Consider the following 23146-nt stretch of genomic DNA (forward strand, 5'->3'; position numbering starts at 1 on the left):
CGGACAAAACCGTCGGGGACGATCCCCTGCTCACGCCGAAACGTCCGTCGGTTCGGCTTCCCGGAGGTAATGGAACACGTACGTTTGCGCGTAACCCGCGTACGCTGGTCCGAATCGCTCTCGAATCGCCCGCGACGTGTCCGTATAGCTGTCACGGTCACAGCCAGGGAACCGATCAGCGATTGCTCCTCGGATCCACGTATCGAGTGGGACGGCCTGAAGAAAGTCCAACGAGAACAACAACACACAGTCAGCAACCTTCTGTCCCACACCGACGAACTGGGTGAGGCGTTCTCGCGCCTGCTCGTACTCCATGTCGAGCACGTCTGTGGGGTGGAGTTCCTCGTTTGCGACCATCTCTGCGGTCGCCACGACGTACGGTGCCCGGTAGCCGAGCTTGAGATCACGGAGCTCTGCTTCCGTCGCAGTTGCCAGCTGTTTGGGTGTCGGAAACGCGTGGTAGGTTCGTCCATCGAACTCGACTGCGTCACCGAACGTACGGGCGAGTGAGTGCTGCATGTCGTGAATGCGCGATACCCGCATCTGTGCCGAACAGATAAAGGAGATGAGCGAGGAAAACGGGGGATCGCGGACGAGGCGCAGCCCCCGGTACGCCTCGTATGCCTCTCGAATCAACGGCTCGTCTGCCGTCTCGCCCATAATCGCTTCGAGATCGTCGTCGAGACGCAGTAGATCGACGAGTGGTTCGTAAGCGTCGATCGTCGATTCCCATTCCAGTCGTCCGTCGTGTTGCCGTACGCGGACGACGGCGGGCCGACCGACCATCGTAGCGGGAAGCACGGTGGAATACCACGCTGATCCTCCATACGTGTGTGTTTGGTCGTACATCCGACCATCCTCACGCGACCATGTATAGCTCTGTCCGCTCTCGACCGTCGATTGAAGATCGAACGGGCCGACAGAATCGAGCGAGATGACGCCCTGCTCCATCACCCTCAGTAACGATCGAAGAGGTTTTCGAGCTTTCGATCGAGGCGAAGGTTCATACGGTCAGACAGCGAAAAGGAACTATGGACTGTCGTGTCGTCGTCGAGGCGGCAATACCCGTCTACGATGTCGGTTCCGCCGATGAAGCCGTGCGCATCGCGATTTCGAAAACTGGGGACATGCTCAATCCCGATCTCAACTACGTCGAGATATCGATGGGAACGCGCTCGTGTCCTCACTGTGGGGAGGATATGGAACCGGCGTTCGTCGCCGCTGACGAAGCACTGGTCGCCCTCGAACTCGAAATGACGGTGTTCAACGTCGAAGACGAAGAACACGCATCGCGCATCGCACGCAAAGAAATCGGCCAGCGAATGCAGAAAGTACCGCTCGACATCATCGGCGTCGAAACGATCGACTCCGACGATGACACCGATTCAGAATCAGAGTCAGAGTCAGAGTCAGGATCGGAATCGGAATCGGAATCAGGATCGGAATCCGTGGAGTCACCTGAGAAGACGGACCAAGCCGAAGAGCCCGACGAGGATCTGCTCCCCGATTTTCAAGATCTGATGGAGGAGAACTGATCGTCACCCTCACCGGCGAACGACGTCGAGAGCGGCGCACAAACGAATTCATAACGACCAGATAGCGCTTTAGGGAGCTGCCTGTCCGAACTGTCCGAAGTAGACTGTATTTCTCGACTATTGATGAATGATGATTACATAATCCGACATTTCCCAGTCGAGCGTCCGGTAGGACGACGTTACTTGCCGAATTGCGGACTTACAACTGAGAAATGTGCTGTTGATCGGTATCCGCAGAATGCTTGGCGACGATATCAGTCAGCAGTTGCCGAAATGGGCTGCTCGTCTTCGACGATCGTTATTTCGCCCGTAATTCCTTCAGCCAATGCAAAAACAGCCTCTTTGTGGTCGGTTTTTGATTTGTGAATGGATGTCGGCTGTACACCGAGTTCGTCATATGCCGTATGATCGACCGTGTTCTCGCTTCGAAGTTCGTAGTGATTGCATACTTCTGCAAGCAGACCGTGAAGGTGGATCAGTTCCTGCTTTTTCATGGTCGGAAACACATAGTGACTCCGGGCATATAGTATTACCCTGAGCCATGTTACCACATGTCTGCGATAGAAGCCCTGTGACGGCTGCTCATGGCCGTTTCATACTTCTGGCGATTAACCAGTGGAAAGAAAGGCGATTGATTCATCAAACAATGTATATCAATATAGTGGTCGATAGTTGCTATAAACGTGTCCGTACGACGTACCTACCCGAACGTTTTGAGCGTTTCAAGCTCGTGTTCGGTGCGCGCGAATTCCGACAGACGTCGACTCGCGTGACAGCCCGGGCAGTGATAGGTCGTGCTGGGTGTCGGGAGATTCCCCGGTGATGCGGTCCACTGTTTGCCACACTCCGGACAAAGCAATCTCACGTACGTTTCTGTCGGCATACTCAGAGGATGAGCACGCAGTAGTAAAAAGGTTGACCAGCTACGCAGAACTGATCGTCTTCTCTAGTATCTATATAATAGGATAAGTCAGATTAGACCGTCGGGCTGGCATCTGCCTCGAGGATCTCCTTATACCGATTTCTGATAGTCACTTCCGATATGTTTGCAACTTCCGACACTTCGCTCTGCGTGACCTTCTGGTTACACAGCAGGGACGCGGCGTAGATCGCTGCTGCGGCCAGTCCGACCGGGCTTTTCCCGCTCAGGATGCCCGCCTCACGAGCGTTGCTGATGAGGTCCCGGGAACGACGCGTGACCTCCTCCGTGAGATCGAGATCGCTGGCGAATCGAGGGACGTAGCTCTCGGGATCAGCAGGCTTGATTTCGAGGTTGAGCTGGCGCACGACGTACCGGTAGGTCCGTGTCAACTCCATCTTATCGACCCGGGACACCAGCGTGATCTCATCGAGGCTCCGCGGCGTACCGGCTTGACGAGCAGCGGCGTACAGCGCCGCGGTAGCGACGCCTTCGATCGATCGTCCCGGTAGGAGGTTGTCTGACAGCGCGCGTCGGTAGATAACGCTCGCAGTCTCACGGACGGTCTCGGGCAGGCCGAGCGCCGATGCCATCCGATCGATCTCACCAAGCGCCTGTTTCAGGTTGCGCTCCTTGGAGTCGCGAGTGCGAAAGCGCTCGTTCCAGGTGCGCAACCGCTGCATCTTCTGGCGCTGGCGTGAAGACAGCGAGTTGCCGTACGCGTCTTTGTTCTGCCACCCGATATTCGTCGACAATCCCTTGTCGTGCATCATCGTGGTGGTCGGCGCACCGACACGACTTTTCTCGTCTTTCTCTTGGGCGTCGAATGCCCGCCACTCCGGACCGTGGTCTATCGAGTCCTCCTCGACGACCAGACCGCACTCCTCACAAATGGTCTCTCCGTGTTCGCTGTCGTTTATCAGTCGACCGCCACACTCCGGACACGTCGAGACTGACTCTTGTTCTTCTTCGTCCTCTCGTTCGGTGGTCGATTCTCTCGACTCTTCCGTGTATTCTCGGATTGTCGTATCACTCATGATTACATCTGATGGGCGCGGCTCGCGGGTAAATAAATCAGGAACCCGTCAACCGCACCCATCGCCTTACTCACAGTAAGTCCGTAAGGTATATAAATGTTTCGCTGTCTGGAGACAAAAAACCACTCGACTGCGAAGTGATGAGTGTCGGTTATTCGAAGTGGTGCGAATCGAACATGGTGGGATGTGGTATCGACCATCATATGAATGTTTCGTCGTCCGTGTCCCAGTCACCACATCTATGTATCGGAAAGAAATATCACCGAGTAATGTTTCGAAGGGGTGGTCGTGAGTGATTTCCGCAACGGTTGCGCTCGGTGTGACTGCGCTCGTGGTAGGAGGGGTGTCGGTGTTGGGAATGTGGGCTGTGCGTGGTCGGATCGATAGCGTGGAAGATTATATCACTGCGAGAGATAGCGCCGGAACGGGAACGCTCACAGCGACGCTCGTCGCATCGAGCATGGGTGCGTGGATCTTGCTGTCACCCGCCGAGGCGGGCGCTGCGTTCGGCGGTATCACTGCCGTCTTAGGATACGCGGTCGGAAGCGCCCTTCCGATGGTGCTTTACGCGATAATTGGTCCTCGAATCCGGGAGCTGATTCCGGCGGGACACACGCTGACGGAGTACACGTACGCCCGGTTTGGTCGGATGATGTACGGATACGTGCTCGTCGTGAGTGTCAGCTACATGTTCGTGTTTCTGGCGGCGGAAATGACGGGCATCACGGGGGCACTGTCGCTGGTCGCAGAAGTCCCGATGTGGCAGACCGCGCTCTTGATCGGGACGTTCGTTCTCGCATACACCACGTACGGCGGACTCCGAGCGAGCATCTTCACTGATACTGTCCAAGCGTTGGTGATCCTTCCGCTGCTCGCGGTTAGCTTCGGTGTCGCGCTGCTCGAACTCGGCGGAACTGACGCCGTCTATGAGAGCGTCACAGCATCGAACCCACAGCTGTTGGATCTGGGCTTCGCCGTCGGTGTGGAATCAGGCGTCTACATCGCCGTATCGGTCCTCGGTGCAGAAATGCTGAACCAAGCGTGGTGGCAGCGCGTCTACGCGGCTGAAAACCAACGAGTGCTCAGACGATCGTTTGTTGTAACGGCCGTCGCCGTCGTCCCGATGATATTCGTTGCCGGACTGTTCGGACTGGCTGCGCAAGGACTCGGTTTGGTGGAGGGCAACGCGAGTATCGCCTTCTTTCTCGTGACCACCGAACTGTTTCCCGATACGGTCGTTGTAGGGATCGTGATCCTCGCCGTGTTGCTCGTAATGAGCAGCGCAGATACGCTCTTTAACGCGATTTCGAGCATCGTAACCGCTGATCTCCCGCGGGTAATCGATCCGGGTGAGAGAACGCTCACCACCAGCGCGCGCGTGTTGACGGTGGTCGTCGCACTGGCGTCGATCGTGATCGGCGCACAGGGGTACAGCGTACTCACACTCTTTTTCGTAGCTGATCTGCTCGCCGTGGCAACGTTCATCCCGCTGCTGGCTGGGCTGTACGCAAGGCGGCTGTCCGGCCATGGGGCGCTACTGGCGAGCCTCACCGGACTGCTCGTCGGCGTATTGTTTTTCCCGATCGCTCGGCCGTTGCTGTCGGCGCTAGAGCTGTCCCTGCCAGCCGCGACGTATTTCAGATCGTTTCTGGGTGCAGCGGTCGTATCGGGTGGTATGACGGCTCTAGCCGCAGTCGTTGGACGATCGCGGATCGATTTCGATCGGCTCGATCGGACCATCACACGACTCGATCAGGGCGTTGATGATGCCAGAGGTGGTGATGAGCGATGATTACGATCGGGCCGACCGTCTTCGCGGTGGTGACGTGGGGATCGATCGCGCTCGTGGGGCTTCTCTTCCTGTATGAGATGTACGTAGTGTTGGCCGAGTACGACGTCGTGTAGGCTGAACGGTCACTGTGTGAAGAGGTGGCCGTCGGTCGGAACGTCGAACAGTCCGATCCGAGCGCCCGCGTCGAGCCACGCGTGGCCGTACGAAAAGGCCGCAAGTGCATTCACGATGTCGCCCTCATCGCAGAAATGTCGTCCGTCTTCGAGGTACGAACGGGCCATCTCGCGGCATTCGGCCGCGCTCTCTTCTAACGGCGTCCCCTCCGGCGGCGAGATCGTGGCTTCTTCGAGCGCTCGAGCCAGCAGGCGCTCGTACCGATCGGTCTTCTCTTCGAGATCGGCGGACATACCGGACGTCAGCCGGCATATCAGATTAATGGTTTGGATCCGTCGAGTCCGTGGTTCCTGTGATAGAATAAAACTCTAGATCGGAATCATTTACAACGAATAATGAAATTCATTAGTATGTTACAGAAAATCAACTGGAGTACGGCGGTTCAGGTGGTTGCCATCGGAATGCTTCTCGTCGGGATCGCCGTCGCAAGCTTCTCCATCTACACTGAATCGCAGTCGTCTTCATACGGAGTGCAAGTCGATGAGGAGCGTTCGTCCGTGAACGGATCAGTACCGTACGAGAGCCTTTCGTCCGCACAAATGGATGTTTTTGACCGGATCGTTCCTAATTCGGAAAGAACTATCGACAGGCAATCAGCACCAGTCAGTGGGAGCGATCTAGCGTTTTACGCCAACAACGCGGTTGAGTACCAGGGCAGCTACTACACGTTTGAGATAATATACACAGGTGAGGGGAGCACGGTGACGACTTCGTTCGTTGCTGGCGGATGTGTGCTGTCCGGCGTGGGATTCGTGCTGTTTCTCCTGCCCACTTCGTGTACAGACGACAGACGAGGAATTCAGAAACGTAACTTCTGCCCACGTCTGAGCGTACTCTCTGAGAAATCCAACCGAGTGTAGTGGTTGATGACCCGCGAGACGATTGAGCGACGGTTGTATCAATACCATCCCGGTGTCCGAGCACAGACACGGGCGACAACGGCGAGATGGTGAAGCTCAACGTCGAAGTCCCAAAGCGTCTCATAGAGGAACTCGACGAACTGGTGTCGATGGCTTCCGCGTCCTCATCGACTGGACAACGAGACGATCTACGCCATCGATGTCGTCGATCGGAAGAACGAATGCCACAAACTCGGGAAGTACCGGGGGGTGTAGAAATCGTGGCGCGACAAGAGAAAAGACTGATCGCGACCGTTCACCGTCCAACGACGGCCACCCTAACTGAACTAGTCGAAACCGTCTGTACTGACGGCTCATATCCGGCGGACCGTTGCAGAAAGCGAACCTTCGATTAGTTCAGTCGATAGCCGTGCTCAAGAGTCCGATCGATGGAACGACCTGCCGATACTATCCCAACGTGATTGAACAAGCTACTAATGTCGCCCGTGGTTACTACTGATACCGATGACTGACGCCACGCACCGACGGCTCATTATCACAGGGACGGGGATCGCTGGCCTGTCTGCGGCGATCTACGCGGGACGGTCAAACAACGATCCCCTCGTGATCGAGGGGACCGAACCAGGCGGACAGCTCACGCTCACGACTGACGTCGCCAACTACCCCGGCTTTCCGGAGGGGATCTCCGGGCCAGAGCTGGTCAATCGGATGAAAGAGCAGGCAACTCGCTTTGGAGCCGATATCGAACACGGCGTGGTCACCGAGATCGACGACACCGATCGCCCGTTCCGGGTTGAATGTAAAGATGGGACAGTGTACACCGCCGACGCGGTGATCGTTGCCTCGGGAGCAAGCGCGCGAACCCTCGGAGTTCCCGGTGAGGACGAGCTGATGGGATACGGTGTCTCGACGTGTGCAACGTGTGATGGGGCCTTTTTCCGTGGTGAAGAGATGCTTGTCGTTGGTGGTGGCGACGCCGCGATGGAAGAAGCCAGCTTTCTCACGAAATTCGCCTCGAAAGTGTATCTCATCCATCGTCGGGAGTCGTTCCGCGCCGAACAGTACTGGGTTGATCGCGTTCAGGAAAAAGTCGACGACGGGGAGATCGAGATCTTACGCAACACGGAACTAACTGAGATTCACGGTAGCCAATCGGATGGCGTTTCTCACGTCACACTCGCACACAACGAGTCGGGCTATCCTTCCGAACAGCTCGACGAACCGGAGACAGAAACCACCGAACACGACGTGGGTGCTGTCTTTCTCGCCATCGGTCACACGCCAAACACCGAGTACCTTGATGGAACGGGCGTGAAAACCGACGAAGATGGATACATCATCACCCACGGTGGTCGCGGAAGCGGCCAAACCAGTACCGATGTTGAGGGTCTGTTCGGTGCCGGCGACGTGGTCGATTTCCACTACCAACAGGCCGCAACCGCCGGAGGAATGGGGGTCAAAGCTGCGCTCGACGCGGACGACTATCTCGATCAACTCGACAGGACCCAGCAAGCCGAGGTAGCCGCCGCCGAATCCGACGACTGAGCACCTACATTACACGACTCGCCCATACATTCTCATCGACATAAACCATAACATATTATTACATCATAGACATATCATCGTTATGCGCTGGGATAGGTGTGCTGCTTCCACCGAGATACTGTCATCTGCAAAAAAGTCAGTTATAATATGTAATACGAGGTGGGCACGGTGAAACAGTGTACCCGCCGGACAGTTTTGCGACACGGTAGCGCTGTGGGTGCGACGGCTATCTCCGCGGGTTGTCTTAGCGGACTATCGCCGTTCTCGAACGGAGGGGCGACGTACACGGACTGGCTGTACGCCCCTGAGAAAGACGGCACCGATGATCGCTATCCGATTGTCATGTTCAAACCCGAGGTACTGAAAGAACACGAGCAACATCTCAGCGATTCGCTGCATGGGCTTCGTTCTTCTGGGAGTGAGTTATTCGAATCTCTTCAGTTCGAATCGATAGAGTCAATTCTGAACGTAGCTTATAACGGCGTCATTCAAGGATCGCACACGAAGTCAGATGTCGTCTCTAAGACCACTGGGCGTGGGTACGTCGAACAGGGGACGTACAACGGGTATACGATTCTCACTCAACCCCAGAGAGCACCTATAGCCGTCAGCGACAATACACTACTGTATTCTTCAACTAGTAAGGATATTTTAAAGAAAATTATTAATGCAAAAAATGGAGAGATAGATCGGTACGGCGATCAGAACGAGGCGTTTGCGACGCTTAGCGACCATCTCTCCGGCGATATCGTCTGGTCGGGCGTGAGACCGGAGTATCCATTGTACTCTCCGTTGGCACAGATCGATGGCCGGGCCATCTCGATAGACGGTGAAACGTCCACCCTCAGGCGTGTGTACGTGCTCGGAAGCGACGGTGAGAACGCGTCGAGAGTGAAAGGAAACGTCCGTAGCAACGCTTCAAGCGGTGTATCATTCTCTCGAGAAGGAAACGTTCTACTAGCGGAGATGACGAAACCGACGAAGGAGATCGATGTAAGCCACGTGTACAGTGGGGTTTGATGTCGTTTAGCCTCGTTTCCGCCGTTCGCACCCAACAGAGGTTAGTGGGCGTCGATCAAACGGGGGGTATGACGACAGATCCAAACGACGTTGTCATTACGATCGCAGGTCCGACCGAGGAAACAGAGGTCGCGCTACCGGGATCGTTGTTCGATGCGCTTTCGAACGAGGATGAGACTGCTTCCGAAGTGGTCAGTGACATCCTCGTCCTTTCGTGTGCACAACGCGTCCACGCGCTCGTTCATCACGGTGACGAGGAGATAGACGAAGACCTTTCTGCTGTTGAAGACAGGATGATGGCTGTCTTCGAAGAGCATTTCGGTATGACGTTTGCCCAAGCGACCGGACACGATCACTGAGTCCGTTCGTGGGGCGGACTATCCCTCGTTCTCAACGCGCCACCGGAGCACGACACCGTCATCGAGGCGTTCGACACGACGGAGTGTCAACTCCGGAAACGATCCGAGGAATCCGTTTCCATCAGCGAGCGTCGGCGCGTCTCGGCCCCCGATGATGAGCGATCCGATGTACACCGAAAGCTCGTCGACGAGATTCGCTTCGAAACACGAAAAGATCAGTTCGCCGCCCCCTTCGACTAACAGCCGCTCGATCCCCTCGTGTTCGAGGGTATCGAACGCGTCAGTAAGATCGACGCGATCGGTACCGGCGACGATGACCTGTGCACCAGCGTCTCGGAACGCATCGCGTCGCTCTGGCGGGGTAGCCTCGCTGGTGAGCAGGTAGATGGGTGCGTCGCCGGAAAACAGCGCAGCGTCGAGAGGGGTCCGTCCTTGCGAATCCGCTACGACGCGGGCCGGAACGCCTGTCGTCTCGATCTCGGATCGACGTTCGCGGTCGAAACGGAGCAGCGACGGATCGTCGGCCAACACCGTTCCGACACCTACCACGACCGCATCGGCTTCGGCTCGCCTGCGATCGACGCGAGCGAAATCAGCGTCACCGCTGATACGAAGCTGCTCGCGGCGGTAGGTAGCGAGCTTACCGTCCACACTCATCGCGGCGTTAACGAGAACGTGCATAGTGGGATCGATCTCCGTGAGCGCATAAAACACTGAGCATGGGTGATCGGCGTCGGCGAAACGGAATCTACTCCGGGGCGATTCCGGGGTATGCCCGGTAGTACTGTGGTGGTGGTGTGATCTCCTCAGCACCGAGCTCGGACGCAGCGGTGAGCGTGAACTGTGGATCACGGAGGTGTTCACGACCGATAATGGCGAGATCGGCCTGCCCGGTCCGCACGAGCGCGTCGGCGTGCTCGGGCGTTGTGATCCCTCCGACGGCACCGACACGGATGTCTTCAGTCGTTTCCGCTCCGATCCGCTGAGCGTAGGTCGTTTGGTAGCCCGGCCCAGTTTCGGGGAGCTGCTGGTCGGGATGAATGCCGCCGCCGCTCACGTCGATGAGATCAACACCGCTCGTGGCAAGATGGTCTGCCAGACGAATCGACTCCTCGACAGTCCACGCATCCCGGTCGGGAAGCCAGTCGGTTGCTGAGATCCGAACGAACACCGGCTGATCGTTGGGCCACACCGAGCGCACAGCAGAAACTACCTCACGAAGCAGTCGAGTACGGTTCTGGAAGCTCCCTCCGTAGTCGTCGGTCCGCTGATTCGTGAGCGGAGAGAGGAACTCGTGGAGGAGGTATCCATGTGCAGCGTGAACCTCTGCGATCTCGAACCCCGCAGTGAGTGCGTTCTGTGCAGCGTTCTCGAACGCAGTAATGACGGTCTCGATGTCGTCTTGGTTCATCGCGCGGGTCGGCGGCGCGTCGTCTTCGTAGGGCCACGGATCCGAACTGGGGGCGATCACTTCCCATCCACCGTCGTCAGGAGAAAGCGGCATGCTCCCTTCCCACGGACGACGCTTCGATGCCTTCCGCCCGGCGTGGGCCAACTGAATCGCTGGAGTGCTTCCCTGCTCACGGATGAACGATGCGATCGGGGCGAGCGCGTCAGCGTGCTCACTGTCCCAAATACCCAAGTCTTGAGGCGTGATTCGCCCACGTGGCTCGACGGCCGCCGCTTCGGTCATCACGACGCCCGCTCCGCCGATCGCACGACTTCCAAGGTGAACGAAGTGCCAGTCCGTCGCTACACCGTCTTCTGAATTACAGGAATATTGACACATGGGGGAGACCATCACCCGATTCGAAAGCGTCGTCTCACGCAGCGGTAACAGGTCGAAAAGGTTCGCTGTCATTGATTGTTCTACCCGTATCTATCGGATGGGAATGACGGAGACGGACGACCTTGCCGACCTCGAACGTGTTTTTACCGTTGCTGAGGTTCGGGGTTGATGGCCATCACCCGTTTCAATTTATCTTTTATATAATATGATGTCCCTTCTCATGCCTCATTATAGTAAAATGGTATTAGTTGGAACTATATCAATAGTATACACTAACAAATACACATAAAATGAATTCAGATAATATTATATGTTGGTGGATTTATTGTAGTTGTATTACCATATATGACAGAAAGTCCCTCCAACAGTTTCGATCCAAGCCGTCGTGACGTCCTTCGGTCTGTCGCCGGTGTCGGAGCGTTCGGGTTGGTTTCCGATGTCATCGACGAAATCGAGGAAAATCTCGTCGCGATCAACGTGGGATACCACGATGACGGCGTCCTCGATACGATCGTCACGCTGGCGAACGACATCGACATTCTTCGCACGTACGCATGGGGTGCAGCGACCGTTGCGGTCCCCGAACTGTTCCTTTCGGACGGATCGGTCCAGACTCTTCAGACAGACGATTCGGTGCGGTATGTCGAACGGGATCAAACTGCTCAGGCGTTCGAGCAGCAACTACCATGGGGGATCGACCGCGTCGATAGCAACGTCGCTCACGAGCACGGACGGACTGGTACAGGCAGTGATGTCGCCATTATCGACACTGGCATCGATAGTTACCACCCGGATCTCGATGCAAACATCGGTGAAGGCGATTCGTTTACCCTTGGGATCGGGATCCTTTCTGATTCGAGCGAGCAGAAGCGAGCTGAACGCAAGCGCGAGCGGGTCAATCAGAAGGCAACGCGCGCTGGCGCAACCACACAAGGCGGACTCATCAGCGACTGGCAAGACGACAACGGTCACGGAACGCATTGTGCCGGCATCGTGGCTGCCATGAACGACACGAAAGGTGTCGTCGGTGTGAGTCCCGATGCGACACTCCATGGTGTAAAAGTGCTCACAGCACTGGGAAGTGGTACCGCGTCGGATATTGCTTCTGGAATCGAATACGTCGCTGATCAGGGATGGGATGTCGGGAGTCTGAGTCTCGGTATGGGGCAGGATTCGTCGCTTCTCCGGGAAGCCTGTCAGTACGCTGTCGATCAGGGAACTTTGTTGGTCGCCGCCACCGGTAACAGCGGTCCCTGTACCGACTGTGTCAGCTACCCAGCCGCTTATCCCGAGGTCGTCGGCGTCGGGGCGACGACCAGCGACGACGACCTCGCTTCGTTCTCTTCGACCGGGCCAGAGGTCGATCTGGTTGCGCCGGGAGCGAACATCCGATCAACGTATCTCTCCTTCCTAAGCTCGTATCAGTCCCTCTCAGGAACGTCGATGGCCTGTCCACACGTCGCTGGTGTCGGTGGGACATTGATGGCCGACGGCTATTCGAACACCGAAGCAGCCGAACGACTCACCGCGACAGCCGAAGATATCGGGCTTTCGGAGACCGAAGCCGGTGGTGGACTACTCGACGTTCCTGCCGCGATCGGGATCGAGTAAACGGGAGAGATGATCCGTCGACAATAGCTTTCACTCGCTTTCGGCGACGATCTCCCACGATCGTTCTGCGCGTTCGTCTTCGCTGAAGACGAATACGCGCCCGCGCGTAGCCGACGGATCGGAAGCGACTTCGATCTGGTAGCCGGATCGTTGCACTGTAACGCCCGGAAAGATCGATCGCTCTTCATCTGACTCCAACAACACTCGTCCGACACCGGTGTTACGGAGGATCTCGTCGGCAGTCTTCCGGTCGTTCACGTAGATCATCACGCCTTCGGTCTCTGTGGGATCAGTGATAAGGACGTGTACCTGCGTGCCTGGCGGTGCACGGACTGATTCACTCGTTTTCTCCGGTACGCCGTGATAGAACACGCTTCGATCGTCTAGGTATTCTACTTCGATCCCTTCCGGCTCAAGAGCGATCCGAAGAGTATCCGGAGAAATCTCGCTTCGTTTGCCCATACAACACGTATTCGAGATACCTATAAGAGAACCACGCACTGGCTCCTTTTCGCATCCTATCAAACGTTTTGTGTGTTTCCGTGTAACCTTGGCCAGGACCACCAGTGGTAAGTGTACCCACCGTCAGGAATACGTGTGAACGGCCGAGCAATAGCCCCTGCTGCTGGCACTGTTTTGAACGCGCTTGCAACCGGGATCGGATCGGCGTTCGCTATCGACAGTGAGACAACTGCGAGCGTCCAACTCACGCCCGACGGGCCGATCACCGGCGAGATAGCGGACGCACCGGACGCCGATACACGACTTATCGAACGGTGTGTCGAACTGGTCGTCGAACGGTTCGGCGATGAGCAAGGTGGGACGGTGCAAACGCAGAGTGAGATTCCGATGGCAGCCGGATTGAAGAGTTCGAGCGCAGCCGCCAACGCGACAGTGCTTGCGACACTCGACGCGCTCGACACGTCCTGTTCCCGCGAGGACGCTGCTCGAATCGGCGTTACTGCTGCCAGGGACACCGGCGTCACCGTCACAGGAGCGTTCGACGACGCCAGCGCAAGCATGCTCGGCGGATTGACGATCACCGACAACACACGCGATGAGTTACTCGATCACGATACCGTCGATTGGGACGTGCTCGTTTGGACACCGAACGAACGGGCGTTCAGTACCGATGCCGATGTCGATCGGTGTAAAACGATCGCACCCATGGCCGATCTCGTTGCCGATCTAGCGATGGCGGGCGACTACGGACGGGCAATGACCGTGAACGGGTTGGCTTATTGTGCAGCACTAGAATTCCCGACTGATCCCCTCGTGACAGCCATGCCCCACACCGATGGTGTCACCGTATCGGGGACGGGTCCGAGCTTCGTTGCAGTCGGTGATCGATCGGAACTCGAACGGATCCAAGAACGGTGGAGCACGTACGAAGGAAACACATGGCTGACGACAACACGGACGGACGGAGCACAGAGGAAATGACTCTCGAACAACTGCGCGATGAGATCGAAACGATCGATCGCGAAATCGTGGAACTGATCGCACAACGCACATACGTTGCCGAATCGATCGCATCAGTCAAGCGCAAACGAGGGCTTCCGACGACGGACGAATCGCAGGAACAGCAGGTGATGGAGCGGGCAGGCGAGAACGCGGCCCGCTTCGATGTGGATGCAAACCTTGTGAAAGCCATTTTCAGACTGCTCATCGAGATAAACAAAGTCCATCAACGGGAATCCCGGTGATGTCTTGTTCTACTGACGGTTCGTTCTCGATCTCTGCGGCAGTCACACGGACACAGCCGGAACCATATTCCACTTGGTAAGTTCGCTGAACGCGGTTTCAAGGACAGCATCGACCTGTTCGTCGACCGGAGTCTCGTGACGGGGCCCATCGAGTAACACGCGAAGCTCTAGTACGTCTTCGAGTGCCACGTGTGGATGATGATCATACAACGCTTGGAGGGTGATTGTCCTCACCGTTTCTGGTGTCGGGTGATCGCGTCGTTTGGTGAGAGATCGCAGTGCTGCACTGCGAACGGTACGACAGCAGTCGTGATCGATCACTGATTGTGTCATATTACGTTTGAACAATATTCTCGATATTATCAGTAAGAATGCGTTATTGCTGTCCGTGACACCGTGTTGCGTGATCGTTAAACACCATTCCCTGTATTGTATATCAATAGCTTTCGTATATTAAATTTTCCCTGAAATTGACTATGAGATTGGTGAGATGGTATTTTTGAAAAAGAGGGGCCGTCTCGTCGTCGAACGATCAACGACCGTCCGGACGCGTTTCGAAGACGGAGGCTCTAATACGGCTCTCGGTGGCGTATCGAATTAGATGCGACTTACACCGAACCAGCATATATTTAATAATAACACACCAGTGAATTCGCAATGAGAAGACTCTATTCGATAGTGGCAGGGCGGCGGAGTATGATCCGCCTCTGTCTCGGTTTGGTGGTCATTCTACTGTGTGTTTCAGCAGTTTCGGCGACGATAGACTACTCACCGCCGGAAGTACATCCAGTCTCGATAGATCGGGAACCGCCTGGTGACACTGTTATCTCCGTTCAGGGATACAATATCTGGGGGCAGACGAATCCCCAGAAACCAGCACGCCTTCTTTCAGTTGCACCGAACGGTTCACTCGGGTGGCTCGCACCTGGTGAGAAATTCGATGTATCGTGGTTTTACGATGTGGATCCACTTGCGAACGGTGATCTACTCGTCGTCGGTACAGTCGAAAAACAAACTCGCGTTTTGCGGGTGGATCCGGATACGCGTACTGTCAAATGGTCAGAGACACTTCCGTTGTGGGACACCCACGACATCACCCTGACCGAAAACGGGAATTTGCTCGTTGCGAACATGCGCAACACGGAAAACGGTACCAGCGACGATCGCCTATTCGTTTACAACCGAACGACCGACGAGGTCAACTGGGAATGGCGCTTCCGTGATCATTATCCGAACGAAACAGATGAGGGAGTCTCATCCGACGATTGGACTCACGTCAACGACGTCGACGTCATTTCTCCCGGATTGTACATGGTTTCACCCCGTAATTTCGACGAAGTCATCGTTATCAATCGATCGACTGATGAAATCGTCATGCGGCTGGGTGAGGACGGGAATTATTCGACGCTCGATGAGCAACACAATCCCTCGTATCTCCAAGGTCCGGATGGACGGCCGACGTTCCTCGTCGCCGACAGTGAAAACGATCGGGTCGTCGAATACTCTTGTGACCGGGCGGCAAATGATCACGTGCTCGATGGGGATATGGAACCAAACTGTGAGTGGAACCAGACGTGGGAAGCCGGTGTTGATGAACTCTCGTGGCCACGGGACGCCGACCGCCTCCCAAGTGGTAACACTCTGATAACAGACACTCTCAATCACCGAGTCATCGAGATCGCCCCTAACGGTACCGTCGTCTGGGAGTACAGCGCGCCCTGGCTTCCGTACGACGTCGAACGACCCGTGCACGGACACGAACCGGCCGGACCGACGATGCAGGAGTTGAACCAAACGGGGAGCTACGCGCTCACGAACGGATCGGCGAACGTTGGACGGGATATCACCGCACCGAAACTCACAGACCGGATCGCCACCTCTGTCAAGGAGATCCCAGGGGGCTACACGATCGCGCTGGGTCTCGATCGGTTCAGCAAAGTTGCTCCGTGGGTTCGTCCCGTCTGGCTGAGTCCCAACGCGTTTTTCCTTCTCAGCTGTGGACTGTTCATTGGCATTATGTGGGGTAGTGGAGAACTCTTCGTTCACCGCGAACGGATCCGAACGATGCTTCGCCGCCTTCGTGCTCGGTGACATCGATCGCCTGCCGTCCTCCCTCCGAACAATTCTGTTTGAATTTATACATACACCCGCACCAGTATCACACATATACAAACCATATTAATTAATATTGGGCTGTAGCCGCCGTGAAATCGGCATATACTTAATAAGTGATATTTAACACTGCTCCAAAATACACCTTATTAATATAATTGATTGTATATCACCTTCCGATCCCATGCAGCTACTCTTCAAAACTAGAAACACATAATATTACATATAATTATATAATTTAATATACTATCTAAGAATGTTATATGTGTGAATGTAGAGGTTACAAACGTAGTGCTGTAACGGCGCCGAAACACTCATTGGGAAGTAATCTCCATAGCAGTGCTGTCGTTTGTTAACGATGTAGTCGGTTAGTACACCGACCTCTGGCCGAGATCAGGAAGCCCGACCTCCACGATGACTTGACGACGGCGTGTGCCCCGTGCTCGATCGGAAACACGAGAGGACCCGGCTCGCAAGTCGGGAGTACGTCGATTCATCGACCATCGAAAGCTCGATCATCGAACGTCCGCTTACCGTGGATTCGTCCCGCTCATCCGAAATGAACTGTCTGCGTCGAACGGGTGAGTGAAACACCCGGTATAGATCTTTGCCCGTGTACGTAGCGTCGCTAGCTGCCATTGCGAGCAACGTCGTCCGTACGATAGGTTCTAGTTCTACCTCCCAGCTCTCTTCGTCCTCCGAGCGTAACGCAGCAATCCACACATCAATGTCATCCGCATTGATTTCTCGGCTCCAGATCAACATCCACTGTTTCAGTATTGTATCTATTAATATAACACTTCCGGTAGTATGAATAAAATATAATAAATATGTGACATTAAATGATAGTAAAATAATATGGATGGATCTAGCATAGGGCAATGTAACTGTAAACGGGTTACTCCGAACCAAGACGGAAAAACGGGTGTCAGCTGATTCAGTGTCTCAGGATGCGAACGGACGAATGGATACACCAGAAGGGGTAGAATCCTCGTTCGGATAAGCTCCCCTCTCAACTGTCTCGTGAAGCGAGAATATATTCCATCATTCCATAATCTCTACCGTACGTGCCTTGCTATAAGCGTTCGATATATGTAATATAATATCGCTTTCTCGGTTCTTCGGCGGATTTCGAGATGTTGTCACTGAAGAGTGAGGGGGTGGGTATCGGGTCCTACACAGTCGGTACGGAGACGTTGGCAAGGATATCTCGAACTATTTCTCGTTCTGACAGCTCCTCGACGGCTGCCTCCGGGGTACGGACGAGTCGGTGGGCGAGTACAGGTGGCACGAGCGTTTTGATGTCATCGGGCGTGACGAACTCTCGGCCCTGAAGCACGGCGTACGCACGGGCTGCCTCAAGCAGCCGTTGGGTTCCTCGTGGCGATACGCCAACTGAGACGTGAGGGCTCTGCCGTGTCGCTTCCGTGATTGCAACGATGTATTCGAGGAGATCCGATTCGACGTGGACCGATTCGGGCACGGCTTGGAGTGTCCGTACGTGGTCGGTCGTAACCATCTCCTCGACAGAGGGAGTTTGTTGGTCACGTGTGAGCCGGCGATCGAGCAGTTCGACCGCTCCAGCAGTGTCAGGGTATCCGAGGCTTGCTTTAATCATAAAGCGGTCGACTTGTGCTTCCGGAAGGGCGAACGTGCCTTCCATGTCGATCGGATTTTGAGTTGCGATGACAAAAAATGGGTCCGGAAGCGAATGGGTTTCGCCGTCGACCGTGACTTGTCCCTCTTCCATCGCCTCTAAGAGCGCAGCTTGGGTTTTCGGCGGCGCACGATTGATCTCATCGGCGAGGAGTATGTGGGTGAAGATCGGTCCCTGCGAGAATTCGAACGTGCGGTCTTGTTCATTGAAGATGTGAGTACCAGTGATGTCCGCGGGTAGTAGGTCGGGTGTGAATTGGATACGCGAAAACGAAAGTCCCAGTGCCGTGGCCATGCTTCGGGCGGTTAGCGTTTTTCCTGTCCCGGGAACGTCCTCTAGTAGGACGTGACCACGGGCGATGAGCCCCACTAACACCGTTTCAAGCACCTCTCGATCAGCGATGACGGCCGTTTCGATCGCTTCGAGGACAGCATCACACCGGGCGGTGGCGTCGCTGATGTCCATGCCCATTCTCCAAGTGGTGGCTACATATTAGTACTGTATCTTGTCTCTCTTATAATACATAATTCATACATATTTTATGTGGTGGTTAGCAGTACTGTTCGAACTGCGAAACTGTGTTGATATCACGGATGACGCCGGGATCGTTCGTTTCGACGAGCGCAGCTCCCTCCGATTCCTCGATGAGCGTTTGACCTCCTTGATCGCCCTCGATGGCAGAGAGTGCATCGTAATGGCTAGCATCGAATAGGGTCGGATCTCCTCGATCCCCTTGGTAAGCAGCCGCGAGGATGGTGTATGAGGATGCTGCGTGTACTTTCAGCAGTCGTTGTACTGATTCGGGATCGACGAACGGCATGTCTCCTAAGCCGAACAGGACTCCATCCCATCCTCGGTTGCGGGCCACGACGATCCCACAGTGGAGGGAGGTACTCTGGCCGTGAGTGTACTCCTCGTTTACCACGAAGGTGATGTTTAGTCCATCGAACGCGGCTCGAACGGCAGGCGCGTCGTGGCCAACGACCACGACGACATCGTCGAGTACGGCAAGAAACGGCTGTACTGCTCGTCTGACGACCGGTACGCCGTCGATTTCGTGTAACAGTTTGTTGCCTTCGGTAAAACGGGTTCCCTGTCCCGCGGCGAGAAGAACACACCCCACCTCGTCGTTCAGTTCGGTGTCGTACGTCGCTGGCTCCACGACCGGTGGCTCGTCTTCACTCACGCGAACACCACACTCCGGACGGGCGGCCTATCGCAGCGATCACGATCCGTTTTCGTCGGCTTCGAGAGACAATACTGTTTGCAGAGATCGCCTCCGTATCGGTGGAAGAGTTCACACGGCTCGGATCGTGGATGTTCTCCCCGGGGAACAGAACAGCACTGCCCTGACTCATGCCTGCTAGTTACACACACGCGCATAAATTGCTTCTGATGGGTTAATAAACACAGGCAGGGTTCACTCATTCTACATATATATTATTGGTACAGATATACAAACAAATATCGTAGATGATAGAAGGTGTGACGACATCGACTTCGAGATCGCGTTCGAGGTAGGGATTGCTATCGCCCGGTGAACTCAGGATCTCGTTGTTCGGCGAACGCTTGGATTCCTTCTGAGAAGTCATCAGTGGTAACCATGCGTTTCTGGGCGCGTGTCTCGGCGGCAAGCGCCTCCTCTAGTGAACGGTGTGTGTTCCGTAAGAGGAGTCGTTTTGCTTCACCAACCGCTCGCGTCGGCCGTGAACGCAGCATCTCGACTCGTTGGTTGACGACTTCATCCAGCTGTGGATCCGGGATGGCCTCGGTTGCAACGCCGAGATCGACGGCCTCCTCGGCACTGATCCGTCGGCCAGTAGTGAGTAGTTCCATCGCCCGCCGCACTCCCACGAGCCGGGGGAGAACGTATGTCGCGCCGGTGTCGGGAGCCAGTCCGATGTCCGTGAATCCCCATCCGAACTCGGCGGACGTAGCAGCGTACACGAAATCACACGCCGTGGCGATCGAAGCCCCAGCACCGATCGCTGGGCCGGATACTGACGCCACGGTCGGCTTTTCCATCCGGAGGAGACTCGTTGCGATGGCGTTTAACCCGCCTTCGAGTTCGGCTGCCGGTCCTCCGGCTCCAGCCCCTCCTGCGAGATCGATTCCAGAGCAGAACGCCTCTCCACTCCCAGTGACGACCACACACCGCACTGAACGATCGTGGGCGAGCGTCCGCAACGATTCGGCCATCGTTTCACACGCCGAGGTCGAAAGCGCGTTCATTCGTTCGGGATTCGAGATCGTTACTGTTGCTGTTTCGTCGTCACGGCTGACTGTTATCTCCGTCATGCCAGCACTTTCGATCGGAGCGTCCTAACTCCGTTGTCTCACAATCGAGGTGATTTACCTCGGCTTACCGCCAAACCGAGAGTGGTCGCCGTTACTCAACGGTGAGCAACGGTTTCGTTTCCAGCGACTGACCGGTTCCGCCATCGCTCGATCGGTAGATGGCTTCGAGCACGCGCTGGGTAGTGAGGGCTTGGTTAGGGGTGGCAAGCGATGAGTCGGAGCCGGCGATGGCGTCAAGGAACCGGAGTTGTTCGGTCCGGTGAGCATTGTCTTCGCGCGTGGTGATAGTACTATCCGAGAAGTGTGGAGCGCCGCTGGCAGCGGTTTCAAAGATCGTCAACTCCCCAGAATGGAGATCGAGTTGTGCACCAGCTTCCGTCCCATGGACGACAAACGTGGTATCTGGTGGACGATTGGCTGCCCACGCGACGTCAAGCGAGATCGTCGTGTCGTCCCCACATCGGATGAATGCGCTGGCAGAATCGTCGACGTCGAACGACCCGTCTCCTTCCGTCCCGTGCATGTCGAGGTACGTGTACTCCGACCGATCGCCGAACACCGACCGGGTTACGCCCGATACGTCCGTCACCTCCGGAAATTCGAGCAGGTACAACGCGAGATCGATCGCGTGTGCGCCGATATCGACGAGCGCGCCACCGCCCGCTGTCGCTTCGCTCGTGAACCACGACCCACGACCGGGGATTCCACGTCGACGGAGGTAGTTCGCCTCGATGTGGTACACGTCGCCGAACCGTCCGCTACGAAGGTAGTCCACCAACACTTCTACGGGGTTGGCAACGCGGTTGTGAAATCCTACCCGGCAGGTGGGGTCGTTATCTCGCGCTGCGCGTGTGATACGCTGGGCGCTCTCGGTGGTATGAGCGAGTGGCTTTTCGATGAGAACATCGAGATCAGCCTCGAAGGCGGCGAGCGTGTATTCCTCGTGATACCGGTTCGGTGTCGTGATGATCACTGCATCGACGTGGTCGTACAACGCTTCGTGCGAATCAAACGTCGGAACGTCGAACATCTTTCCGAACTGCTTGCGCGCCGATGCAGCGATGTCCATTCCACCGGACAACGCCACGTCGTGCTGGGCAGCAAGCGACGTGAGCTGATCCGCGTGGTACTGTCCGATCGTGCCTAAGCCAACGATTCCGGTCTGTATCGGCCCAACCATGTCAACTGTTGACTGTTGTGACGCCATACGTAATGAAGGTTTCTCTGTACCCGCCGACAGTTCGGCCACCACTGGTCAAAGAACGGTGGATGGGATGGAGCGTCGTTTCCCTGACGACAGCTCACTAGAGTTTCGCGTCAATGGCCGTGAGTACATCGGCGTACAGTTCGAACCGTTCGCCTCGAACGATGGAGTCGGTGCCCTGTGTGTCGAGAACTCCTGCGATCGAAAGTCGAGTCAGGTCCCGCTGGCGGAGTCCTTGGACGGACCGTCGGAAGTCGGATCGAGCCAACGTTGACAGGGGTTCGTTCTGCTCGATCGAGGCACACACACGGGCAAGCTCTTTGGTGTTGACCGAGGCGGTTGGGGCTAGGCGGTTCATATAACGGATGACAGTACGCCGACGCAGCGTGCTGATCGGTTCGAGAAACGACTCCTGATCGGACAGTTCACGCAGTCGCTCAACGTGTGCTGTCGGATCTCTTCGGGTCATTGCTCGTCGATGTCGCCACGCGGTCTGTCACTGTGCACTGGTGTTTATTAATTACAATACAGTAAATATTTTATGGTAATATACTAGTTAATACCTAACATGTATTATTATCTATGACAATTTTTATTCGTAAGTATTAATATTGTATAAAACTGTATTGGATGGTTACTTCCACTACTGTAGACAGAGCCACGTGATAAGCGCAGTAATGGGTGTGAATAACTATCATTGATACGTTTGTGGGTTTCGCTATCCCGTGTCATCCATTGCCACGACCCTCACGAAAATACAGACGGTGAACCTCCCACGTCCTACGATAGATAGGATCGATGCGCTCGTGATAACTGATGCAATCCGAGCGACCGGTTTGGGACCCGGTGCACAGTTTTACTTCGATCCGACGTCCGTCGATATGCTTGGACTGCTCCTTGCGTTCGGCGAACCGACTTTAGATCCGAATCAACGGACACGATTCACCCGAACCGTTCGGCGGCCATCGCCAAACCGGGAATCTCTCGAACTCGAAATTCCGATCGAAGGGCTGCAAGCGTTAGATATCGAGACACACATCCCTGATTCTGAACGGGTGATGGAGCTGTCTGTCTGGGCGGGATCACAACTGCTCGGGTTCGGGATCAATGAGTGAGCGGTCTGAGGGTTGGTAAGGGATGGTTATACGGTTTTTTCACTCCCCCTCGTGGTGTTTCACAGAAACGATCAGCGCGTGCGGTCGATCTCGGCGGTTTGGTACCGGTACTGACGCGGATCGTCGGGGCAAGTTTGCCGGATAACGAGATTCACCTCTCGCAACCGTCGAAGAGCATACCGCGTCGTGCGCGGTGAGAGCAGCGTGCGATCACTGAGTGCTCGCGTCGTGAGTGGTGACTCGCTCTCATCGAGGACACGATACACCAGTTTCGCGCTAGGAGATTGATCCCGCAACTGTTCGCAGTCGGAATACGAACGCTCGATCGTGCTACCAGTCGACGTGTCGGCGGGTGACATACACGAACAGTATCGAGGGAAGACGGAAACCGGTTCCCATTCGACAGCCTCAAC

27 protein-coding genes are annotated in these 23146 nt (G+C 55.7%); 11 read left to right on the forward strand and 16 right to left on the reverse strand.

The window, feature by feature from the left end:
* Positions 1-30: 30 nt before the first annotated feature.
* Positions 31-951, reverse strand: a complete 921-nt coding sequence (locus tag MW046_RS00400; protein WP_247993601.1) for a DNA-3-methyladenine glycosylase family protein — start codon at positions 949-951, stop codon at positions 31-33.
* Between the two features lie 80 nt (positions 952-1031).
* Here MW046_RS00400 and MW046_RS00405 point away from each other — a divergent pair, with 80 nt between their 5' ends.
* The gene (locus tag MW046_RS00405; protein ID WP_247993602.1) at positions 1032-1535 is read left to right on the forward strand and encodes a DUF555 domain-containing protein; all 504 of its coding nucleotides are present in this window, start codon (positions 1032-1034) and stop codon (positions 1533-1535) included.
* 254 nt (positions 1536-1789) lie between these two features.
* Here the strand turns inward: MW046_RS00405 and MW046_RS00410 are convergent, their stop codons facing one another.
* From MW046_RS00410 to MW046_RS00420, 3 genes are all read right to left on the reverse strand, one after another.
* Positions 1790-2029, reverse strand: a complete 240-nt coding sequence (locus MW046_RS00410; protein ID WP_247993603.1) for a UPF0058 family protein — start codon at positions 2027-2029, stop codon at positions 1790-1792.
* Between the two features lie 206 nt (positions 2030-2235).
* Positions 2236-2418, reverse strand: a complete 183-nt coding sequence (locus MW046_RS00415; protein ID WP_247993604.1) for a DUF7836 family putative zinc-binding protein — start codon at positions 2416-2418, stop codon at positions 2236-2238.
* A gap of 92 nt (positions 2419-2510) precedes the next feature.
* On the reverse strand, positions 2511-3491 hold the full coding sequence (locus MW046_RS00420) for a transcription initiation factor IIB (RefSeq protein WP_247993605.1): 981 nt from the start codon (positions 3489-3491) through the stop codon (positions 2511-2513).
* 292 nt (positions 3492-3783) lie between these two features.
* On the opposite strand from MW046_RS00420, the gene MW046_RS00425 reads away from it, so the two are divergent.
* Positions 3784-5283: a sodium:solute symporter family transporter gene (locus tag MW046_RS00425; protein ID WP_247993606.1), complete on the forward strand. Its 1500-nt coding sequence runs from the start codon at positions 3784-3786 to the stop codon at positions 5281-5283.
* Between the two features lie 122 nt (positions 5284-5405).
* On the opposite strand, the gene MW046_RS00430 is transcribed toward MW046_RS00425, so the two are convergent.
* A complete protein-coding gene (locus MW046_RS00430) occupies positions 5406-5690 on the reverse strand; it encodes a DUF357 domain-containing protein (protein ID WP_247993607.1) in 285 nt (94 codons plus the stop codon).
* A 117-nt stretch (positions 5691-5807) separates the two neighbouring features.
* On the opposite strand from MW046_RS00430, the gene MW046_RS00435 reads away from it, so the two are divergent.
* The 4 genes from MW046_RS00435 (at position 5808) to MW046_RS00450 (ending at position 9241) form a co-directional block, all read left to right on the forward strand.
* Positions 5808-6317, forward strand: coding sequence for a DUF7979 domain-containing protein (locus MW046_RS00435; RefSeq protein WP_247993608.1), 510 nt, complete (start codon positions 5808-5810; stop codon positions 6315-6317).
* Between the two features lie 504 nt (positions 6318-6821).
* Entirely contained in the window at positions 6822-7862 is a 1041-nt protein-coding gene (gene trxB, locus MW046_RS00440) for a thioredoxin-disulfide reductase (protein ID WP_247993609.1), read from the forward strand.
* Between the two features lie 168 nt (positions 7863-8030).
* On the forward strand, positions 8031-8882 hold the full coding sequence (locus tag MW046_RS00445) for a hypothetical protein (RefSeq protein ID WP_247993610.1): 852 nt from the start codon (positions 8031-8033) through the stop codon (positions 8880-8882).
* Between the two features lie 68 nt (positions 8883-8950).
* The gene (locus MW046_RS00450; protein ID WP_247993611.1) at positions 8951-9241 is read left to right on the forward strand and encodes a DUF7545 family protein; all 291 of its coding nucleotides are present in this window, start codon (positions 8951-8953) and stop codon (positions 9239-9241) included.
* Positions 9242-9259: 18 nt separating this feature from the next.
* On the opposite strand, the gene MW046_RS00455 is transcribed toward MW046_RS00450, so the two are convergent.
* Positions 9260-9922 (reverse strand): 2,5-diamino-6-(ribosylamino)-4(3H)-pyrimidinone 5'-phosphate reductase, encoded by a 663-nt coding sequence (locus tag MW046_RS00455; protein ID WP_247993612.1) that lies wholly within the window; start codon positions 9920-9922, stop codon positions 9260-9262.
* Positions 9923-9989: 67 nt separating this feature from the next.
* The gene (locus tag MW046_RS00460; protein WP_247993613.1) at positions 9990-11102 is read right to left on the reverse strand and encodes an NADH:flavin oxidoreductase/NADH oxidase; all 1113 of its coding nucleotides are present in this window, start codon (positions 11100-11102) and stop codon (positions 9990-9992) included.
* Positions 11103-11375: 273 nt separating this feature from the next.
* Here MW046_RS00460 and MW046_RS00465 point away from each other — a divergent pair, with 273 nt between their 5' ends.
* Entirely contained in the window at positions 11376-12641 is a 1266-nt protein-coding gene (locus MW046_RS00465) for a S8 family peptidase (RefSeq protein WP_247993614.1), read from the forward strand.
* Between the two features lie 30 nt (positions 12642-12671).
* Here the strand turns inward: MW046_RS00465 and MW046_RS00470 are convergent, their stop codons facing one another.
* A complete protein-coding gene (locus MW046_RS00470; protein WP_247993615.1) occupies positions 12672-13103 on the reverse strand; it encodes a DUF5796 family protein in 432 nt (143 codons plus the stop codon).
* 135 nt (positions 13104-13238) lie between these two features.
* Here MW046_RS00470 and MW046_RS00475 point away from each other — a divergent pair, with 135 nt between their 5' ends.
* Both MW046_RS00475 and MW046_RS00480 read left to right on the forward strand, forming a co-directional pair.
* Complete coding sequence (locus tag MW046_RS00475; protein ID WP_247993616.1) at positions 13239-14084, forward strand: shikimate kinase; 846 nt, start codon at positions 13239-13241, stop codon at positions 14082-14084.
* Positions 14042-14347, forward strand: coding sequence for a chorismate mutase (locus tag MW046_RS00480; protein WP_368411337.1), 306 nt, complete (start codon positions 14042-14044; stop codon positions 14345-14347). The genes MW046_RS00475 and MW046_RS00480 overlap by 43 nt, the downstream gene beginning before the upstream one ends.
* Positions 14348-14389: 42 nt before the next feature.
* On the opposite strand, the gene MW046_RS00485 is transcribed toward MW046_RS00480, so the two are convergent.
* Complete coding sequence (locus MW046_RS00485) at positions 14390-14680, reverse strand: hypothetical protein (protein ID WP_247993617.1); 291 nt, start codon at positions 14678-14680, stop codon at positions 14390-14392.
* Positions 14681-15043: 363 nt separating this feature from the next.
* Here MW046_RS00485 and MW046_RS00490 point away from each other — a divergent pair, with 363 nt between their 5' ends.
* Positions 15044-16438, forward strand: a complete 1395-nt coding sequence (locus tag MW046_RS00490; RefSeq protein ID WP_247993618.1) for an aryl-sulfate sulfotransferase — start codon at positions 15044-15046, stop codon at positions 16436-16438.
* Between the two features lie 414 nt (positions 16439-16852).
* Here the strand turns inward: MW046_RS00490 and MW046_RS00495 are convergent, their stop codons facing one another.
* The 6 genes from MW046_RS00495 to MW046_RS00520 form a co-directional block, all read right to left on the reverse strand.
* Positions 16853-17224 carry a hypothetical protein gene (locus MW046_RS00495; RefSeq protein WP_247993619.1) on the reverse strand — a complete coding sequence of 124 codons (372 nt, stop codon included), beginning with the start codon at positions 17222-17224 and terminating at the stop codon, positions 16853-16855.
* Between the two features lie 409 nt (positions 17225-17633).
* On the reverse strand, positions 17634-18581 hold the full coding sequence (locus MW046_RS00500; RefSeq protein WP_247993620.1) for an AAA family ATPase: 948 nt from the start codon (positions 18579-18581) through the stop codon (positions 17634-17636).
* 85 nt (positions 18582-18666) lie between these two features.
* Positions 18667-19302, reverse strand: coding sequence for a nucleotidyltransferase family protein (locus MW046_RS00505; RefSeq protein ID WP_247993621.1), 636 nt, complete (start codon positions 19300-19302; stop codon positions 18667-18669).
* 341 nt (positions 19303-19643) lie between these two features.
* The gene (locus MW046_RS00510) at positions 19644-20414 is read right to left on the reverse strand and encodes an enoyl-CoA hydratase/isomerase family protein (RefSeq protein WP_247993622.1); all 771 of its coding nucleotides are present in this window, start codon (positions 20412-20414) and stop codon (positions 19644-19646) included.
* Between the two features lie 91 nt (positions 20415-20505).
* On the reverse strand, positions 20506-21594 hold the full coding sequence (locus tag MW046_RS00515; RefSeq protein ID WP_247993623.1) for a Gfo/Idh/MocA family protein: 1089 nt from the start codon (positions 21592-21594) through the stop codon (positions 20506-20508).
* Between the two features lie 124 nt (positions 21595-21718).
* The gene (locus MW046_RS00520) at positions 21719-22087 is read right to left on the reverse strand and encodes a DUF7344 domain-containing protein (RefSeq protein WP_247993624.1); all 369 of its coding nucleotides are present in this window, start codon (positions 22085-22087) and stop codon (positions 21719-21721) included.
* A gap of 256 nt (positions 22088-22343) precedes the next feature.
* Here MW046_RS00520 and MW046_RS00525 point away from each other — a divergent pair, with 256 nt between their 5' ends.
* Entirely contained in the window at positions 22344-22733 is a 390-nt protein-coding gene (locus MW046_RS00525) for a hypothetical protein (RefSeq protein ID WP_247993625.1), read from the forward strand.
* Between the two features lie 71 nt (positions 22734-22804).
* Here MW046_RS00525 and MW046_RS00530 read toward each other — a convergent pair whose 3' ends face one another.
* Positions 22805-23092 carry a helix-turn-helix domain-containing protein gene (locus MW046_RS00530; RefSeq protein WP_247993626.1) on the reverse strand — a complete coding sequence of 96 codons (288 nt, stop codon included), beginning with the start codon at positions 23090-23092 and terminating at the stop codon, positions 22805-22807.
* Positions 23093-23146 lie beyond the last annotated feature (54 nt).

This window comes from Halocatena salina (assembly GCF_023115355.1).
Lineage (GTDB): Archaea > Halobacteriota > Halobacteria > Halobacteriales > Haloarculaceae > Halocatena > Halocatena salina.

Bases quoted from the DNA above. Each gene is read 5' to 3' on its own strand.
- MW046_RS00400 (WP_247993601.1), bottom strand. From the start codon at position 951: ATGGAGCAGGGCGTCATCTCGCTCGATTCTGTCGGCCCGTTCGATCTT.
- MW046_RS00405 (WP_247993602.1), top strand. From the start codon at position 1,032: ATGGACTGTCGTGTCGTCGTCGAGGCGGCAATACCCGTCTACGATGTC.
- MW046_RS00410 (WP_247993603.1), bottom strand. From the start codon at position 2,029: ATGAAAAAGCAGGAACTGATCCACCTTCACGGTCTGCTTGCAGAAGTA.
- MW046_RS00415 (WP_247993604.1), bottom strand. From the start codon at position 2,418: ATGCCGACAGAAACGTACGTGAGATTGCTTTGTCCGGAGTGTGGCAAA.
- MW046_RS00420 (WP_247993605.1), bottom strand. From the start codon at position 3,491: ATGAGTGATACGACAATCCGAGAATACACGGAAGAGTCGAGAGAATCG.
- MW046_RS00430 (WP_247993607.1), bottom strand. From the start codon at position 5,690: ATGTCCGCCGATCTCGAAGAGAAGACCGATCGGTACGAGCGCCTGCTG.
- MW046_RS00435 (WP_247993608.1), top strand. From the start codon at position 5,808: ATGTTACAGAAAATCAACTGGAGTACGGCGGTTCAGGTGGTTGCCATC.
- trxB (WP_247993609.1), top strand. From the start codon at position 6,822: ATGACTGACGCCACGCACCGACGGCTCATTATCACAGGGACGGGGATC.
- MW046_RS00450 (WP_247993611.1), top strand. From the start codon at position 8,951: ATGACGACAGATCCAAACGACGTTGTCATTACGATCGCAGGTCCGACC.
- MW046_RS00455 (WP_247993612.1), bottom strand. From the start codon at position 9,922: ATGCACGTTCTCGTTAACGCCGCGATGAGTGTGGACGGTAAGCTCGCT.
- MW046_RS00460 (WP_247993613.1), bottom strand. From the start codon at position 11,102: ATGACAGCGAACCTTTTCGACCTGTTACCGCTGCGTGAGACGACGCTT.
- MW046_RS00465 (WP_247993614.1), top strand. From the start codon at position 11,376: ATGACAGAAAGTCCCTCCAACAGTTTCGATCCAAGCCGTCGTGACGTC.
- MW046_RS00470 (WP_247993615.1), bottom strand. From the start codon at position 13,103: ATGGGCAAACGAAGCGAGATTTCTCCGGATACTCTTCGGATCGCTCTT.
- MW046_RS00480 (WP_368411337.1), top strand. From the start codon at position 14,042: ATGGCTGACGACAACACGGACGGACGGAGCACAGAGGAAATGACTCTC.
- MW046_RS00485 (WP_247993617.1), bottom strand. From the start codon at position 14,680: ATGACACAATCAGTGATCGATCACGACTGCTGTCGTACCGTTCGCAGT.
- MW046_RS00490 (WP_247993618.1), top strand. From the start codon at position 15,044: ATGATCCGCCTCTGTCTCGGTTTGGTGGTCATTCTACTGTGTGTTTCA.
- MW046_RS00495 (WP_247993619.1), bottom strand. From the start codon at position 17,224: ATGTTGATCTGGAGCCGAGAAATCAATGCGGATGACATTGATGTGTGG.
- MW046_RS00500 (WP_247993620.1), bottom strand. From the start codon at position 18,581: ATGGACATCAGCGACGCCACCGCCCGGTGTGATGCTGTCCTCGAAGCG.
- MW046_RS00510 (WP_247993622.1), bottom strand. From the start codon at position 20,414: ATGACGGAGATAACAGTCAGCCGTGACGACGAAACAGCAACAGTAACG.
- MW046_RS00515 (WP_247993623.1), bottom strand. From the start codon at position 21,594: ATGGTTGGGCCGATACAGACCGGAATCGTTGGCTTAGGCACGATCGGA.
- MW046_RS00520 (WP_247993624.1), bottom strand. From the start codon at position 22,087: ATGACCCGAAGAGATCCGACAGCACACGTTGAGCGACTGCGTGAACTG.
- MW046_RS00530 (WP_247993626.1), bottom strand. From the start codon at position 23,092: ATGTCACCCGCCGACACGTCGACTGGTAGCACGATCGAGCGTTCGTAT.